This window comes from Robertmurraya siralis (assembly GCF_005502275.1).
GTDB classification, from domain to species: domain Bacteria; phylum Bacillota; class Bacilli; order Bacillales; family Cytobacillaceae; genus Robertmurraya; species Robertmurraya siralis.
Map to the genome: position 1 here is coordinate 249,610 of NZ_SWLZ01000004.1, position 13,565 is coordinate 263,174.

The window sequence follows — 13,565 nt, forward strand, 5'->3', positions numbered from 1 at the left end:
TGCAGTTTTTATTGCTCTAAGTGTAAAGAAGTGCATAAAAACTATAAGATGAGTAATATTCAATTTATAGGTGAGCGTTACCAAATGTGCAAAGAAAGCTATGATGAATTACTAGAATCATACATAAATAGTGGAAATTAAATAAATATTTCATTTGATAAGGAGGGATTCTTTAAATGGAGCAGGTTAAAGGAAAATATCGAGTGGTTTATAAGCATCCATTACAAGAAGTTGATAGGAGAAGGCGTATACTTCAAGGTGATTATGGTGTGTTTGAAGGAGTATGTGAGAATTTTTCCACTCATTTGAGTGCGTTTAGCAATGATGATGGTCAAATGTTGATAGTGGATTATGATGATATCATCCAAATGAAACCATTAAGATCATAAAATACTGATTTTAAAGGGAGGAAATCATGGCTAGAATACCAGAAATTCTAGATGACCAGATATTCATCAAGGCTAACTCACTAACAAACTTAATTAAGAGTAAGAAAGTGAGAAAGCAACTTTTCGATAATAGGATTAAAGTTGAAATCATTAAAGAAACTTATCCAGTCGTTATTGCATTAGGATTAACTTTCAACAAAGATAGAATTAAATTTATATTCCATCATCCAAAAGAATTAGATAAAAACACATTAAATGACATTATCCATTTGGTCAGTGAAGCGATATGGAAACGTCATGATAAGTCGCAGAGATACGAGTATGTAACTTATTAATAAAAGTAAGATTTTAATAGAGAAAGGACTGGATATGAAAAAGTTACTATTTAAAGAAATAAAAGAACTTTCGATATTTATACGTGATTTATTAGTGGTATCAGGATTGTTTTTTTGGTTATTGGTGATTTTATTCAAAATGCAAAATTAAGAGGGTGAAAAAATGCACAAAGTTATTGTGGCGGGATCAAGAGGATTTAATGATTATGAGTTATTAGAACAAGAACTGCACAAATTTCTTAGTGGCAAAAACATTATTGAAACAGAAATTGTAAGTGGAACTGCAAGAGGTGCAGATCAGTTAGGTGAAAAATTAGCAAAAGAATATAATTTAAAATTAACTAGGATGGCTGCGGATTGGGAGACATATGGTAAGAGTGCTGGCTATAGAAGAAATGCTGAAATGGCTAAATATGCCGATGCTTGTATTGTGTTTTGGGATGGAGCATCTAAAGGAACAAAGCACATGATTGACTTAGCTAAAAGGGAAGGTTTGGATTTAAAAATAGTAGAGTATTAATTCCCATTAATTTACTAATTAAATAAAACTCAATATAAGTTAAGATTATATTGAGGTGATTCTATGTTCGTATCTCCAATGTTACTATACAAGTCAGATGAACCATTTGACAATGATGAATATGTAACCGAGTTAAAACTAGATGGTATTAGATTGATATTGTCTAAGTTTGATAATAAAGTAAAACTCTATACAAGACATAATAATGAAGTTACATCTAAGTTTCCTGAGTTGCTCAATATTAACATTCCAAATGGAACAGTATTAGATGGTGAAATTGTCGTCACTGATTCAGATGGGAAACCTGATTTTGAAGCAATGATGGAAAGATTTCAGTCTAAAAAGTCTGAGCATAAAGTAGAATATTGTGTGTTTGATATTATTTATTATGATAGTAAGAAGGTTAGTCTACCATTGTTAGAGCGTAAAGAGTTACTTTCATTTGTACTAAAACCAAATGATGGAATATTTCTTTCCCAATGGATAAGAGGAAATGCAGAAGCTTACTTTGATTTAGTTAAGCAGCAAGGCTTAGAAGGCATTGTAATGAAATCAGTAAACTCGAAATACCAAGTAGGAAAACGTTCAAACGATTGGTTGAAGGTTATAAATTATCAATATGCAACAGTTTATATAAGTGGATTAAGGAAAGATGAATTTGGTTTGCTATTGTCTGTTGAAGAGAATGGTAAATTGAAATACAAAGGAATAATGGAGTTCGTGACTCCTGTTGCAAAGAAGGAATTCTACAAGCAGTATAGAGAATTAATTACGAAAGAAAATGATAAGTTCATTTATCTAGATCCAAAGATAAAATGCAAGGTTAAATTCCGTAATTACACTAAGGCTGGTTTACTAAGAATACCTTCATTTGTTGAATATGTTTCCTAATGCTTACCTTTTGGTAGGCAATACATAAATAATAAACAAGGAGGGGAAAAATTGTTGAATTATAACGAAGTGGTTCAATTCATGAAAGAATTTAAAGTTGATTCAATGAATAGGTTTGGAGAATTAATCATTGATGAGCCTACAAACACATACACAGTTATTAATGACTGTAAGGACATAGAGGATGTTAAATTGCGTGTAGTTTATTCCCTTTGTCGCCCTATAGGAAAAGGACTAGAAGAAAGAGCAGCGAATAGATTACTGAAAAGACTTAATGACTATTTTAATGTCAATTTAACCAGAGATGATATGAGATTAATGTATGGAGAGTTGTGCTATGAGTCAAAGTTAGGTGTTTTTAGAGACTTTATTAAGCGTGGTTTTCCTATGGGTGAGTTAAAAACTAATTAAAAGCATATTACGTGGAATCTGTTGCTGAGAAATTGCCAAGTCATTTTGCACAGCAGAAGCAATATGGATCTCTGAAAGGCTTAATAAATATATTGATATGTTTTTAGTGAAAGAAAAATAATAAAACAGCTCTTTTATGGGAGGTAGGATATGAAGCTTAAAGTAATGCAAAAGTGTGATTGTTACAAAGAAGGATACGAATGTGGTGGATTTGATTACTTTATTTTCATATCCAAACTATTTCAAATCAGATTTTTCAACGATAATGGGTATAAGTTTCTATACATACATTTGGGAGAGAAGTACTGGAGGTGGGATTGGTGAAAGAAGGTAGACATAAATTAACATCTACAGATAAAGAGATTCTTGAATCATGTAAGATGCAAATGAAACTACATATTGAAAAGTTGATGGAGCAAGGAGTTAGGAAGGCTAATATTGAAATTGAATTGAGCTACCACATAAAGAATGTGCTGTATTCAGATTGATAGGAGGAAATGCTTTTGTTTTATGTATATGAAAGTTGTTTAGGTAATTTGTATACTTCAACTGAGGAATTAGACTATGAGGACTTACGTTGTAATAGGTGTGGGGACAGTGACCGATTTCTAGAAGAATTCGAAACTGAACATGAAGCAGAAAAATATATTAGTAGCTTTAAATAAAACGATCATTTTAATAGAAAAGGAGAGTAAAAAATGAACCAAATTTCAAAAGAGGCATTAGATTTCTTGCAAGAAGCAAAAGAATCGTTTGAGAAAAATCCTGATTTTACTACTTATAGAAACAAAAAGGGAAGTTTCATTGCACTGAGAACAGGAATGTCTGATGATTGCATTATGATTTATGAGCTTGGCTTTGCCGTAGGAAATTTTACTCAACAATTGCCAAGAAGAAATATGAAATTGATTGATTACGATGAATATGAACAATTGAAGAAAGATAAGAAAATGTTAGCAAACATAATCTCTGCGGATGTAAAAATCAATAGAATATAATGTTCTATTTTAGATTAATACAGTGAATAAGATTTTATAAGGAGGTGTTTTTAATCGCAAAAACAGATCTAACTATTGAACTTGAACAAAAAATTTTTGCCGCAACATCTAAACAAGGTGTTTTCGGATGCTTTGAAGTGACAATTGGTTGGTGGGGGAAAGAGAGAGTTGACTACATTACATATGATACAAAAGGCATATGGAGATGTTATGAAATCAAAGTGTCAAAGGCAGATTTCTACAGTAAAGCAAAGAAAACATTTATTGGACATTTTAACTATTACGTAATGCCAAAGGAGCTTTATGAAGAAGTTAAAGATGATATTCCAAATCATATCGGAGTGTATGATGGGTATCGTTCACTTAAAAAAGCCAAAAGACAAGAATTGACCGTTGATGAACAGACATTGAAAAACTCTATGATTAGGTCATTATTTAGAGAGTTTGATAAGGTGTTCAGGAGTGGAAATCCAAATGTCATAGATTCATTGAACAGACAAATCAATCATGAACGTAGGGAGAAAGAAAGATACAGAGAGCAATATCGGACTTTACTCAGAGAGGTACAGGATAAGTATGGGCTTAGATGGAATAGAAGTTAAAAAAGGGAAATTATTGCTTGACTTAATTAACAAATTAAATTAATATAAAAATATACAAAATGTAGAGAGGTGGAAATAAACGGAAATGCATAAAGCAAAAGTAATGGGAAGAGTAGAAAGAAAAGTTTATGAATTTAGGTGGAGGTATTTTAATATGCCTCCTCATGTTAATAGTAAGAAAGAGTTTATTGAGCACGAAGAGTTTTGGAGTGGAGAATTAGAAAATCCACCATTGGAAGTAGGAGATAGTCTTTTTATTGAAGATAAATCAATCAGAGTAGATATTTTACACAAGGCAAAATCAACAGATGGGGGATTTGTTTATTGGACAGATTACGTCATTGACATGTTGGAAGACGAGAAAACTAAAAATAGTAAATCTGAAGCAGAAGCACAATTAGAAGAGTATGAAAAGTATTTGGGTGAAAGAAAAGAGAAACAAAAAGTAAACCTTGAAAAACAATCAATAGAAACAAAGAAATGGTATCAGTTTTGGAAATAAATAAATTAAATTAATATTAAGGTCAATAATTAAGGAAAGAGTGAGAAGAATGACATTTTGGGATTTTGCCGATAAGCACCATGATGATATCTTCCTTTTAATTTTCATATTTGGAATACTTTTATTCTTGGGGTTTGTTACAAATTATTTATACAAATAAACAGTTAAAATCGTGGTTTCATTAGGAGGTGAATGAGTATGAAGATTTATATTGTAGAGTGGAAATACGGTGAGGACTATTTTGAGAATATCAATGAAGCAATTAGATTTGCAGAATATGTTTCCGACACAGAAGGTGTTAACTCTTATGTGTTTGTTGAAAAGGATGGCATAAAAGAAGATGAGCCATTTTTCAAAAACGAGGTAGCAATATAGACAATTAAAATCATGTTTTTAATGTAAAGGAGAAGTTATATGGAGAAGAAATTCAACACATTTCAAGATTACTTAGAAAGCAGCTTAGAAGGAATGAAGAAGTATGAACCAAGAGATGATAACTCTTTTTATTATAAGAGGGGAGCTATTGATACTTTGGAAGAAATGTTGAGACAAGTGAAATCAGGGGAAGCAATTTTCCCATATATTTAAGATGAAATTATCTTTTTAATAGAAAGGGGAGTTAAGAATGAATCAAATTGAAAAACAACAATCCAATATTGAAGTGTTACTGGAATTAATTAAGGAAAATCCAGATTTGGAGATACTACCTATGGTTGATAATGAGGTATGCGCAGGAGACGAGTTCTCTCGATGGTTAGGTAGTTGGGGAACAGCTAAGATTGACGAATTTCATATACCGAAGTTCGATGAAGAAAGAATTTATTTCAAGTCTTCAGATGAAGAAAAATTAGGTGACAAGATATTCGATCACTTAGAAGATAATAATCCTTCTTGGTCTGATGAGCACCTTGTGGAACAAACAGAAAAAATGTTATCAGAAATTAAGTGGGAGAAAGTAATTGTTGTAAATATTAACACACCTGATAGATGGTAATTATTATAAAAGAATGCAATTATCGAAAATTAAATAAATACAAAAAGGAGAGATAAGATGAAGAAGTATCAAGATATTGTAAGACATGGAAAGTCTGGAACTCATCTAACTATTGAAGGAAATCCATACATAGTCATTCAAGAGAAATTAGACGGTGCAAACGCTAGTTTTAAATTTGAAAATGGAGAGTTGAAATGCTTCAGTAGGAACACAGAACTAAATAAAGATAATACTCTTAGAGGATTCACTGTATGGGCAAACCAACACTTTATGTCCCATGAAGGGTTAGCAGAGAATTATATTTTCTTTGGGGAATGGCTAGTTCGCCATAAATTATCATATGGAGAAAACGAAAATCAATTTTACTTATTCGATATCTACGATCTTGTGGAAGATGAATACTTACCTTATTCAAAAGTTGCCAATGCTGCTGAAGAATTAGGACTAAACCTTGTTCCTGTCTTTTATGAAGGTGAGTTTCAATCGCTTGAACACATTCAATCATTTGTTGGTAAATCAAAACTAGGTGAAATTGGCGAGGGTGTAGTTGTTAAAAACACTGATTTTAAAAACAAATATGGAAATCAGCAATTTACTAAGTTTGTATCTGATAGTTTTGCTGAAATGGCTAAGACAAAGAAACATAAAGTAAACACTCAGAAGGACGACTTACAGGAATTTGTTAATGCAACTGTGAACAAGGCTAGAGTATCTAAAATCATACATAAATTGGTCGATGAGGGATTGCTTAAAGAGGATTATGCAATTGAAGATATGGGAACGATTCTTAAAAATACTGGCTCAAAAGTGTTTGATGATGTAATTAAGGAAGAATTAGATGAATTGTTAAAATTGCTAAAGTCTAAGATTGGTAGAAAAGTACCAGCCGTTGTTAAGGAAGTTTTAACTGAAGAAGGAAGAATATAAACAATTAAATTACTTTCAAAGAAAGAGGTGATATATTAATTGCTTTATAAAATTTGTAATATTAAAACAAAAAAGGAAAGGAAACTAAAAATCCCATATGAAATCAACCATAAATACATAAGTGGTATCGAACACAAAAACTGTAATGATTGCAATGAATGGCTTCCAATGACAAATGAACATTTTTATAAAAACAGTAAAAATAATATTGATGGTTTCAATCCTTACTGTAAAAAATGCACTTCTATCAGAAGTATGGAATGGCAAAATGAAAATAAAGATAAGCGAAGAGGTTATCAAAAAAAGTATTATGATAACGATGAAGAAAGAAAAGAACAAATTAGAAAAAGCGGAAGAACTAGGTGGGCAAATGGTAAGCGTTCAAAGTGGGTAAAAGAAACTAACTATAACTATCAAAAGTTTAACCAGAGTCACGACATTTCTAAAGAGGAATGGGAGAATTGTAAAAAGTATTTCAATTACAGTTGTGCTTATTGTGGATTAAGTGAAGAAAAACATAGAGAAATTGCGAATCAAGATTTACATAAGGAACATGTTGACCACTTAGGAAGTAATGATTTATCGAACTGTGTACCATCTTGTAGAAAATGTAATAGCAGTAAGTGGGCAAAACTGTTTGAAGAATGGTATACAAATGAGAATCCTATTTATGATGACATGAGATATTACAGAATATTAAAATGGTTAGAAGAAGATTATAAATTGAAATAAAAATTGTCTTTTAACTAAAACAATGGAGGTGTAATTAATGGAACTGATAATTAATGAAAATTTAAACTTTGAAGATGTTAATGAGGGTGACATTATCACAATTGCAAATAAACCATACTTAGTAAAAATGGATCATGGTATTGGGGCGGATGCATTATTAATAGGTCTTAGTGGTAAGAAGGAAGATTCTCTTGTGTATTTTGATATGAAGTCGTTAAGAAATAACCTTACATCTTTTGAGAATGTAAAACATTATAAATCAACTGAATATGAATTACGATTATTTAGAAAGTAAATAAAAGTTATCTTTTAAAGGAAGTTGAGGTGATCATAATGGATAAAGAAAAATTATTAGACTTCCTTCAGGAACAAAAAGAGAAAACAGGAGATATGAATATTAAAGCTATTTACGTTAAACTTCGAGCGCTAATTATGACTGGAGTATTTGATAAAAGCTAACTTTATAATTATTCGAGAAGGAGGCAGTAAAGACGTGAATAAATAATAAAGAATTAAAAGTCAAAATGAGCGATTAAATAGATATTAGGATATTGGAGGAGGTGATAACATATGCAGTCAATTGAAATATTCGGATTTTTTTAAAAGAAAATAAATTACCAAATATATGCATTTAATCAAAAATTTTAGGTGACGACTAACCGTCAAAGGAGAATGAATATGAGTATTTTTTTAACAACATTAAATAGAGATTTGGATTCAGAAATTATTAATGTATTAGAACATTTAGATAAATGTTTAGAGAATTGGAAAGTAAAGGAGTTTAAAACTTTAACTGACACATTGGGAAATCTACATAAAATAAAAATGAATTCAAATGAATCTGCTGATGTAAAATTTTATAAATCTATCCAAGAAAAAATTGAAACAATAGTTTACGATCTTCAGAAAAAGTACAAAGAAGATTTAGATGGTGGAAATTATGATAATTATCGTCACTGGTTAATCTCTTTAGATCGACTTGTGAGTTTACATAAAGATATCGAATATATATTCAATAGAGAATTTAAAAAGAGAATAGAAGTTACATGCAAACTAAAAAGTTGAGATGAGTGTATTTCCGAAGAATAACTGAAATTAATTTTCCCTCCCTCAGCATTACGAAATAAAAAAAATAAGGATAGCGCTTAGAGGGAGGAGTGAATAAAAACTAACATTTATTGGGGATGAAGGTGAAAATAATGTACGCAATCAAAAACGTAGAAACAGGAAAATTTGCAAAACATACAGGTGAAACAATCAATAATGAAGGATATCAATATGTTGAATATCCTTGGAAATTAGTTGATTCAATTGACGCAGCACAGCAATATACTACACTAGAACAAGCTAATGAAATTACTTTTTGGCACTTAGATCATTATAGAAATTGGTTAATTGTTGATACAGAAACAGGAGAAGAGTATAAAAAGAAAACAGGAAAGTATTTGCCTGTGTAAGCTGAGGAGAAAACATGTCTAACAAATCAATGGGAATTAATGAATTAAATGAAATTATGAAATTGTGTTCAGATACCTGTGCAATTCGATATATAAGTTTCACTATTCATCCAAGGGCAAAGTATGTGGTAGATGTGACAATTCATACTGAACAAGAAAGTAAAGTACTTAATATCACAAACAACCCAGATCCAAATTTCAATTTGTATGATGAAGTAGTTAAGTATATTGAAAGTTTAAAGGAGTCAATTTTATGAGAATATACTACTTGCTTATATTGATATTTTCCTTTGGATTGATGGGAGTGTTTGTGCTACTTGGCACAAGTCAACTTGTCCATCCATTCGTAAGTATAACGGGAATTATTGCGTCTATAGTAGGTGGGGTTGGCACATGTATAGATTGGAAAGATAAATCCAAATAAACCAAATGTTTTATATGGAATGGAGGGTAATGAACAGTGATAGTTGAGATCAATTTCTACTCAGAATTTTCATTGGATAAATTAGTGTTTGATGCGACAGATACGGAATATGAGGCTATTAAGACTTGTCTAAAAGAAAACTGCACAAATATAGGTTTAATAACACTAACTGTTGAAAATGGGAAAAAAGAAATAACAATAAGACCACATACGGTAAAATATTTTATTACAAAATAAAACACGAATTTTATAAAGAAGGTGTTAATTTGAAGAAGTGGCAACTAATATTGTGTAGCATTGTTCTTGGAATACTTCCACCATTGTCACTTACGATATTTTTAATTTTTTACCAGATATATATGAATTATTTCAATTCAATCTCACTAGTGGTTTCAAGTGTAGGCTGTATTATTGGAGTGTTTACTACTTTTATGTGGTATAGAGGATTTGAGTGGGTGACTAAATGATTGAAAAATACTTTTCTATAACATGCAATAATTGTGGATCAAATGATACATATTTAACAAGTTGGGATAGAAGTTTTGACCAAAATATTATTGAAATAAAATGTCATAATTGTGAGCAAACAGTTGTTGATGACGAGTTGATTAAAAAAGGAAACTAGTTTTAAAATGAAAGACGAAATTTAATGGGTACAAATGGAGGGAATAAAAATGACGTTGATAGAAAAACAGAATATATTAGATGTTCTTAATAGCTTAGAAGTGATTGAATCAAGTGGTGGAGATGAAGCCTATATTCTTGTTGAAAATAACAAGAAGAATCAAGAACTACTCAATGATGTAGGAATTCCAAGTGAAACTATTAATAAATATGGTGACGAAGAAACATTTTGCGTGTTGGCATTAGCTTTTGGTGAGGGATATTGTGACTTATATGATGGTGGCAAATTGATCGCATTTGATAAGAGTATCGAAATAGAAATGAAATATGGTAAGTCAGTAATGATGTATAAACATGATGGAAAATTTAATTTATCCATTTATACTGATGGTGGGGATGCTTCCATTGTAGAATTGTCAGATGTACAAGTGAAACAAATCAAGGAACTCTTTGAATAGGTTGTGATTAATATAATTAAATATATATTATATGTTTTTGATACTGTTGGATTTAACTTTTTTTATAAATGGTTTTACGGCTCAGATATAAGTTTGTTTGATAATTGTTCGTGGGCAGCGTTTAAGCGGAATGGGAGGAGGAATGAAGTTGGCTAAGTTTAAAGTAAGAGTGACCAGAGAAGATGAATATGAAATTGAATTTGATGAAAAGGTACATAATGAAGAATGGATGGAACAATATAGACAAGTATTCTATAACTATTTCAGTTTAGAAGAGCATGCCGAACATATTGGACAACATAGGGCAAGATTTAAAGATCCGAATATTGAAGGATATGGGTATGTATTAGTAAATGGTGACAATCCAACATGGAGAAGTGACGTTGAACTCACTAAGTCAATTAATATCAAGATTGTTAGTGAGGATGAAAATGTTGAAGTTGATGTTTATGAAATAGATTAGTTAAAACTAGATTTTCAATAGAAAGGGAGGTTGGATTATTGTGCCGTATATTGAAAGTGAAATGAAAACCGCAGAAATTGAAATTATTAAACATGGTGAAAATAAATATAAAGTATCAGTTCAAAATATTGTAGTGGCAGTGTTTTTTAAATATGAAAATGCAGTTCAATATGAACAGGAATTGCAAGAATTGAATCCGTTTGTAGAGTTTAAGAATAAGTGGGCAAGAGATTAAAAACAAAGGAGAATAAAGCAAATGGAAACATTAGATTCACCAGTATTTGAAGTTAAGCAAGATAGTGAATGGTATAAAGCACAGGTAAGACGTAGAAATGATATTAATAAGTTCTTTGATGCATTTGAAGAAAAATATGGAGTTAGAAAAGGGTTTAGTTTTTATCATCCTGATTATTTCGGAGTTTATGGTGACACTGAAACATATGAAGTATTCAAAAATGAATTAGTTAAAAATCCAACTAAAGACAACTGGTATGCCTTCAAGAAACGCTCTAAATATTATAAAGAAATTAAAAGTTTATTGGTTAATATTGAAGAAGTAAGTCCTTTTAAGGCTCATGATGTACTAGGGTTGAATAATGTGGTAGCAGGTCAATGGATAAACGGTAGATGGTTTTATCAAATTAAGAAAGAAGATCTCGTTAAGAGCGATGAAGTGACTCCTATTGATTATAAAGAGTATTTAAAATATGTAATGGATAATATTGAATTAGCAAAATTGCATAGAGGATAAAGTAACGACACTAAAACAACTTCGGGAGGTGAGAAGGTGGATATATTAACAACTGCAAAATTTAGATATTGGAATGGAAAGTCTATTTATACTGCTCCAGAAAGATTAGAAGTTATTATAACATTTAAAGAAAAAGGTAAATTTCTTAAAACTAAATTAAAGAAAACATTAATCTCAGTTAAGAATAGTATTTCATCAGATCCTAACTATGAAACATATGAAGACTATGTGGAGAAGTTATATTCAATTGTAAATGATAGGGAAGAATTAATTAAAAGGATAGAGAGAATAGTGAAAAATTATTTCAAAGACAAAAGGGAAGACATTTTGCTAGATGAAAAACTTGATCGAATTATGAAGCAGCTTAGTAATATTGATAAGTTAGAAATTAAAGTGAAACTAGATGAAATGTAAACTTCATTAAAACTGGAGGTGACTGAATGATTTTAGAGATTAATAAATTAATTGAATCTGACATTGATGAAGTAAGTGAGATCGGATGGATTCTATACCATGAGGACATTGAAAAGGGATTGAGTCCAGAGGTAACTATGAGTCTGATGGAAAAGTTATCAAGTCTAGCTAGTTATAATACAGACACAGAAATTGAAAATGCTCGTGATGAAGGTTATAAAGAAGGATACTCAGAAGGCTTCAAAGAAGGAAAAGAACAGGGAAAATTTGAAGCTGAGACAATTAGTGATCCACGAGAAGTCAAGAAAGTATTCGAAGGATTAACTAAGTACATGTCTGCAAAATGATGATTTTAAAGGAGAGGAGATTAAAATTATGGATGATTATGTAAAATTTCGCAAACCTTTATTCCTAGATGGAGAATTAGTATTCGAAACAAACCAATCATACAAAGTACTAAGTGAAGATAAAGAAAATCTATATATTCAAGATCCAAGAGGAGTAAAACAAGGTAAATATAATTGGGTTAGTCAATTACCTAAGAATGCAACAGACATATATTGTTGGGTTTAATAAAAATATACTTTTATCTCAGGAGGAATGAACGTGAGTCAATCAAACAAACTGTATTATGTTGAAAATTTTAAACGTGCTTTGAAAGACAATCCAGAACAATTTGAATCCATTCTTGAAGCGATCATCCAAAGCCCTTACCAAAATGAAAACGGAGATTTATGGGTAGATGCACCAACAGCAGAATCAATTTTATTAGACATATATGAAATGGCAGTAGATTCAAAACTATCAAATGTTAATGAATACGACCGAGCATTTATTAAGGACGAGGAAAAGCGCAGGGCTTTGTTGCAGGTTGTGTTTTAAACACAAGAGTAATTAAGTCAATTAGGGAGGGAAAATGATGAATTATTCACTAACAAAATCAACAATGGAGCGTTATGACATTAGAATCACGAATGAAAACGGTTGGAGATGTGCATGGGCGATTATTTCAATCAGTAATGATGGGGTGTTCAACGTCCAGTCGGATTGTGGGAATTTCTCATATAGTTGGGGTTCGTTTGGAAATTGCTTCAAGTCATTTTTAGTAGATATATGTAGCAAAGATAGTAGTTATTTATACGGTAAGATTCATAGTCGTGAACGTGATGGGAAGATTGATGTCGAAAAAACTATTAACAATATGAAAAAGCGTGTAATTGAAAGTCGTAAGGAAGCTGGATTGAGATTTTTAGGTAAAAACGATTTGACAGAAAGCGAAGCAAGAGATTTATGGGATGCATTAGATTGTGTGCAGAACAGTCATGATGAAATTACAGCAGATGCTTTTTCTTCAATTTTCTATTACGAACTCCCTAGTAAAGAGAGAGGAAAAGTTTTTTCAGATGAATGGTGGTATGACGATATTTTAGTTACTACTCCGGATCGAGAAGCAAAAACATTTTGTGAAGTTGTTGCTCCTGTATTCGCTGAAATACTTAAAGAAGAACTAAAGGTTAAGGAAGCTGTTTAAGCATGGAGTTTCGTAGTCGAATGAAAATACACACTAAAAAAGAAGGTGAAAAAATGGATCTCGAATATTTAAAAACATTGGAAAGAAGAAGAGACGAAATGATAAGAGACTTATGGTAGGCTTTGTTGAATAGAAGAAAAAG

The 13,565-nt window shown here is 31.0% G+C and carries 30 protein-coding genes; all 30 read left to right on the top strand.

All coding sequences use genetic code 11. The annotated features are described in order from the left end of the window. Positions 1–176 precede the first annotated feature (176 nt). Complete coding sequence (locus tag FCJ93_RS08120; RefSeq protein WP_137743368.1) at positions 177–389, top strand: hypothetical protein; 213 nt, start codon at positions 177–179, stop codon at positions 387–389. Between the two features lie 26 nt (positions 390–415). Then, positions 416–724 (top strand): hypothetical protein, encoded by a 309-nt coding sequence (locus tag FCJ93_RS08125; RefSeq protein ID WP_137743369.1) that lies wholly within the window; start codon positions 416–418, stop codon positions 722–724. A 163-nt stretch (positions 725–887) separates the two neighbouring features. Continuing rightward, on the top strand, positions 888–1,244 hold the full coding sequence (locus FCJ93_RS08130; RefSeq protein ID WP_137743370.1) for a DUF2493 domain-containing protein: 357 nt from the start codon (positions 888–890) through the stop codon (positions 1,242–1,244). A 63-nt stretch (positions 1,245–1,307) separates the two neighbouring features. After that, positions 1,308–2,135, top strand: a complete 828-nt coding sequence (locus FCJ93_RS08135) for an ATP-dependent DNA ligase (RefSeq protein WP_137743371.1) — start codon at positions 1,308–1,310, stop codon at positions 2,133–2,135. A gap of 54 nt (positions 2,136–2,189) precedes the next feature. Beyond that, positions 2,190–2,546, top strand: a complete 357-nt coding sequence (locus FCJ93_RS08140) for a hypothetical protein (RefSeq protein WP_137743372.1) — start codon at positions 2,190–2,192, stop codon at positions 2,544–2,546. A gap of 320 nt (positions 2,547–2,866) precedes the next feature. Further along, entirely contained in the window at positions 2,867–3,034 is a 168-nt protein-coding gene (locus FCJ93_RS24925) for a hypothetical protein (RefSeq protein ID WP_170211257.1), read from the top strand. A gap of 210 nt (positions 3,035–3,244) precedes the next feature. Next, positions 3,245–3,544 carry a hypothetical protein gene (locus FCJ93_RS08145; RefSeq protein WP_137743373.1) on the top strand — a complete coding sequence of 100 codons (300 nt, stop codon included), beginning with the start codon at positions 3,245–3,247 and terminating at the stop codon, positions 3,542–3,544. A 44-nt stretch (positions 3,545–3,588) separates the two neighbouring features. After that, on the top strand, positions 3,589–4,146 hold the full coding sequence (locus FCJ93_RS08150; protein ID WP_235879435.1) for a hypothetical protein: 558 nt from the start codon (positions 3,589–3,591) through the stop codon (positions 4,144–4,146). Between the two features lie 85 nt (positions 4,147–4,231). Then, positions 4,232–4,648 (top strand): hypothetical protein, encoded by a 417-nt coding sequence (locus tag FCJ93_RS08155; protein ID WP_137743374.1) that lies wholly within the window; start codon positions 4,232–4,234, stop codon positions 4,646–4,648. A 198-nt stretch (positions 4,649–4,846) separates the two neighbouring features. Then, positions 4,847–5,023 (top strand): hypothetical protein, encoded by a 177-nt coding sequence (locus FCJ93_RS24930; RefSeq protein WP_170211258.1) that lies wholly within the window; start codon positions 4,847–4,849, stop codon positions 5,021–5,023. Positions 5,024–5,062: 39 nt separating this feature from the next. Beyond that, complete coding sequence (locus tag FCJ93_RS24935; protein ID WP_170211259.1) at positions 5,063–5,236, top strand: hypothetical protein; 174 nt, start codon at positions 5,063–5,065, stop codon at positions 5,234–5,236. Positions 5,237–5,273: 37 nt separating this feature from the next. Next, positions 5,274–5,642, top strand: a complete 369-nt coding sequence (locus tag FCJ93_RS08160; protein ID WP_137743375.1) for a hypothetical protein — start codon at positions 5,274–5,276, stop codon at positions 5,640–5,642. Between the two features lie 57 nt (positions 5,643–5,699). Then, positions 5,700–6,569 (top strand): RNA ligase family protein, encoded by an 870-nt coding sequence (locus FCJ93_RS08165; RefSeq protein WP_137743376.1) that lies wholly within the window; start codon positions 5,700–5,702, stop codon positions 6,567–6,569. Positions 6,570–6,608: 39 nt separating this feature from the next. After that, complete coding sequence (locus tag FCJ93_RS08170; RefSeq protein ID WP_137743377.1) at positions 6,609–7,301, top strand: HNH endonuclease; 693 nt, start codon at positions 6,609–6,611, stop codon at positions 7,299–7,301. A 37-nt stretch (positions 7,302–7,338) separates the two neighbouring features. After that, complete coding sequence (locus FCJ93_RS08175) at positions 7,339–7,596, top strand: hypothetical protein (protein ID WP_137743378.1); 258 nt, start codon at positions 7,339–7,341, stop codon at positions 7,594–7,596. Positions 7,597–7,634: 38 nt separating this feature from the next. Beyond that, the gene (locus FCJ93_RS25650) at positions 7,635–7,760 is read left to right on the top strand and encodes a hypothetical protein (RefSeq protein WP_268951578.1); all 126 of its coding nucleotides are present in this window, start codon (positions 7,635–7,637) and stop codon (positions 7,758–7,760) included. Positions 7,761–7,979: 219 nt separating this feature from the next. Then, a complete protein-coding gene (locus tag FCJ93_RS08180) occupies positions 7,980–8,366 on the top strand; it encodes a hypothetical protein (RefSeq protein ID WP_137743379.1) in 387 nt (128 codons plus the stop codon). Positions 8,367–8,500: 134 nt separating this feature from the next. Further along, entirely contained in the window at positions 8,501–8,758 is a 258-nt protein-coding gene (locus FCJ93_RS08185; protein WP_137743380.1) for a hypothetical protein, read from the top strand. 14 nt (positions 8,759–8,772) lie between these two features. Further along, entirely contained in the window at positions 8,773–9,015 is a 243-nt protein-coding gene (locus FCJ93_RS08190; protein ID WP_137743381.1) for a hypothetical protein, read from the top strand. Further along, positions 9,012–9,182, top strand: a complete 171-nt coding sequence (locus FCJ93_RS24940; RefSeq protein ID WP_170211260.1) for a hypothetical protein — start codon at positions 9,012–9,014, stop codon at positions 9,180–9,182. Before FCJ93_RS08190 ends, FCJ93_RS24940 begins: the two co-directional genes overlap by 4 nt. A gap of 36 nt (positions 9,183–9,218) precedes the next feature. Further along, positions 9,219–9,419 carry a hypothetical protein gene (locus tag FCJ93_RS08195; RefSeq protein WP_137743382.1) on the top strand — a complete coding sequence of 67 codons (201 nt, stop codon included), beginning with the start codon at positions 9,219–9,221 and terminating at the stop codon, positions 9,417–9,419. A 437-nt stretch (positions 9,420–9,856) separates the two neighbouring features. After that, positions 9,857–10,264 carry a hypothetical protein gene (locus FCJ93_RS08200; protein WP_137743383.1) on the top strand — a complete coding sequence of 136 codons (408 nt, stop codon included), beginning with the start codon at positions 9,857–9,859 and terminating at the stop codon, positions 10,262–10,264. 142 nt (positions 10,265–10,406) lie between these two features. Further along, positions 10,407–10,727 (top strand): hypothetical protein, encoded by a 321-nt coding sequence (locus FCJ93_RS08205; RefSeq protein ID WP_137743384.1) that lies wholly within the window; start codon positions 10,407–10,409, stop codon positions 10,725–10,727. Positions 10,728–10,767: 40 nt separating this feature from the next. Next, positions 10,768–10,962: a hypothetical protein gene (locus FCJ93_RS08210; RefSeq protein WP_137743385.1), complete on the top strand. Its 195-nt coding sequence runs from the start codon at positions 10,768–10,770 to the stop codon at positions 10,960–10,962. Between the two features lie 21 nt (positions 10,963–10,983). Then, positions 10,984–11,478 (top strand): hypothetical protein, encoded by a 495-nt coding sequence (locus FCJ93_RS08215; protein ID WP_137743386.1) that lies wholly within the window; start codon positions 10,984–10,986, stop codon positions 11,476–11,478. A gap of 36 nt (positions 11,479–11,514) precedes the next feature. After that, on the top strand, positions 11,515–11,892 hold the full coding sequence (locus FCJ93_RS08220) for a hypothetical protein (protein ID WP_137743387.1): 378 nt from the start codon (positions 11,515–11,517) through the stop codon (positions 11,890–11,892). A 26-nt stretch (positions 11,893–11,918) separates the two neighbouring features. Next, entirely contained in the window at positions 11,919–12,239 is a 321-nt protein-coding gene (locus FCJ93_RS08225; RefSeq protein ID WP_137743388.1) for a hypothetical protein, read from the top strand. A gap of 28 nt (positions 12,240–12,267) precedes the next feature. After that, entirely contained in the window at positions 12,268–12,465 is a 198-nt protein-coding gene (locus FCJ93_RS08230; RefSeq protein WP_137743389.1) for a hypothetical protein, read from the top strand. 33 nt (positions 12,466–12,498) lie between these two features. After that, entirely contained in the window at positions 12,499–12,774 is a 276-nt protein-coding gene (locus FCJ93_RS08235; RefSeq protein WP_137743390.1) for a hypothetical protein, read from the top strand. Positions 12,775–12,811: 37 nt separating this feature from the next. Then, positions 12,812–13,423 carry a hypothetical protein gene (locus FCJ93_RS08240; RefSeq protein WP_137743391.1) on the top strand — a complete coding sequence of 204 codons (612 nt, stop codon included), beginning with the start codon at positions 12,812–12,814 and terminating at the stop codon, positions 13,421–13,423. Positions 13,424–13,565: the final 142 nt, after the last annotated feature.

Coding starts and splice junctions, on each gene's coding strand:
- FCJ93_RS08120 (WP_137743368.1), top strand. CDS start 177: ATGGAGCAGGTTAAAGGAAAATATCGAGTGGTTTATAAGCATCCATTA.
- FCJ93_RS08125 (WP_137743369.1), top strand. CDS start 416: ATGGCTAGAATACCAGAAATTCTAGATGACCAGATATTCATCAAGGCT.
- FCJ93_RS08130 (WP_137743370.1), top strand. CDS start 888: ATGCACAAAGTTATTGTGGCGGGATCAAGAGGATTTAATGATTATGAG.
- FCJ93_RS08135 (WP_137743371.1), top strand. CDS start 1,308: ATGTTCGTATCTCCAATGTTACTATACAAGTCAGATGAACCATTTGAC.
- FCJ93_RS08145 (WP_137743373.1), top strand. CDS start 3,245: ATGAACCAAATTTCAAAAGAGGCATTAGATTTCTTGCAAGAAGCAAAA.
- FCJ93_RS08155 (WP_137743374.1), top strand. CDS start 4,232: ATGCATAAAGCAAAAGTAATGGGAAGAGTAGAAAGAAAAGTTTATGAA.
- FCJ93_RS24930 (WP_170211258.1), top strand. CDS start 4,847: ATGAAGATTTATATTGTAGAGTGGAAATACGGTGAGGACTATTTTGAG.
- FCJ93_RS24935 (WP_170211259.1), top strand. CDS start 5,063: ATGGAGAAGAAATTCAACACATTTCAAGATTACTTAGAAAGCAGCTTA.
- FCJ93_RS08160 (WP_137743375.1), top strand. CDS start 5,274: ATGAATCAAATTGAAAAACAACAATCCAATATTGAAGTGTTACTGGAA.
- FCJ93_RS08165 (WP_137743376.1), top strand. CDS start 5,700: ATGAAGAAGTATCAAGATATTGTAAGACATGGAAAGTCTGGAACTCAT.
- FCJ93_RS08175 (WP_137743378.1), top strand. CDS start 7,339: ATGGAACTGATAATTAATGAAAATTTAAACTTTGAAGATGTTAATGAG.
- FCJ93_RS25650 (WP_268951578.1), top strand. CDS start 7,635: ATGGATAAAGAAAAATTATTAGACTTCCTTCAGGAACAAAAAGAGAAA.
- FCJ93_RS08180 (WP_137743379.1), top strand. CDS start 7,980: ATGAGTATTTTTTTAACAACATTAAATAGAGATTTGGATTCAGAAATT.
- FCJ93_RS08185 (WP_137743380.1), top strand. CDS start 8,501: ATGTACGCAATCAAAAACGTAGAAACAGGAAAATTTGCAAAACATACA.
- FCJ93_RS08190 (WP_137743381.1), top strand. CDS start 8,773: ATGTCTAACAAATCAATGGGAATTAATGAATTAAATGAAATTATGAAA.
- FCJ93_RS24940 (WP_170211260.1), top strand. CDS start 9,012: ATGAGAATATACTACTTGCTTATATTGATATTTTCCTTTGGATTGATG.
- FCJ93_RS08200 (WP_137743383.1), top strand. CDS start 9,857: ATGACGTTGATAGAAAAACAGAATATATTAGATGTTCTTAATAGCTTA.
- FCJ93_RS08205 (WP_137743384.1), top strand. CDS start 10,407: ATGAAGTTGGCTAAGTTTAAAGTAAGAGTGACCAGAGAAGATGAATAT.
- FCJ93_RS08215 (WP_137743386.1), top strand. CDS start 10,984: ATGGAAACATTAGATTCACCAGTATTTGAAGTTAAGCAAGATAGTGAA.
- FCJ93_RS08225 (WP_137743388.1), top strand. CDS start 11,919: ATGATTTTAGAGATTAATAAATTAATTGAATCTGACATTGATGAAGTA.
- FCJ93_RS08230 (WP_137743389.1), top strand. CDS start 12,268: ATGGATGATTATGTAAAATTTCGCAAACCTTTATTCCTAGATGGAGAA.
- FCJ93_RS08240 (WP_137743391.1), top strand. CDS start 12,812: ATGAATTATTCACTAACAAAATCAACAATGGAGCGTTATGACATTAGA.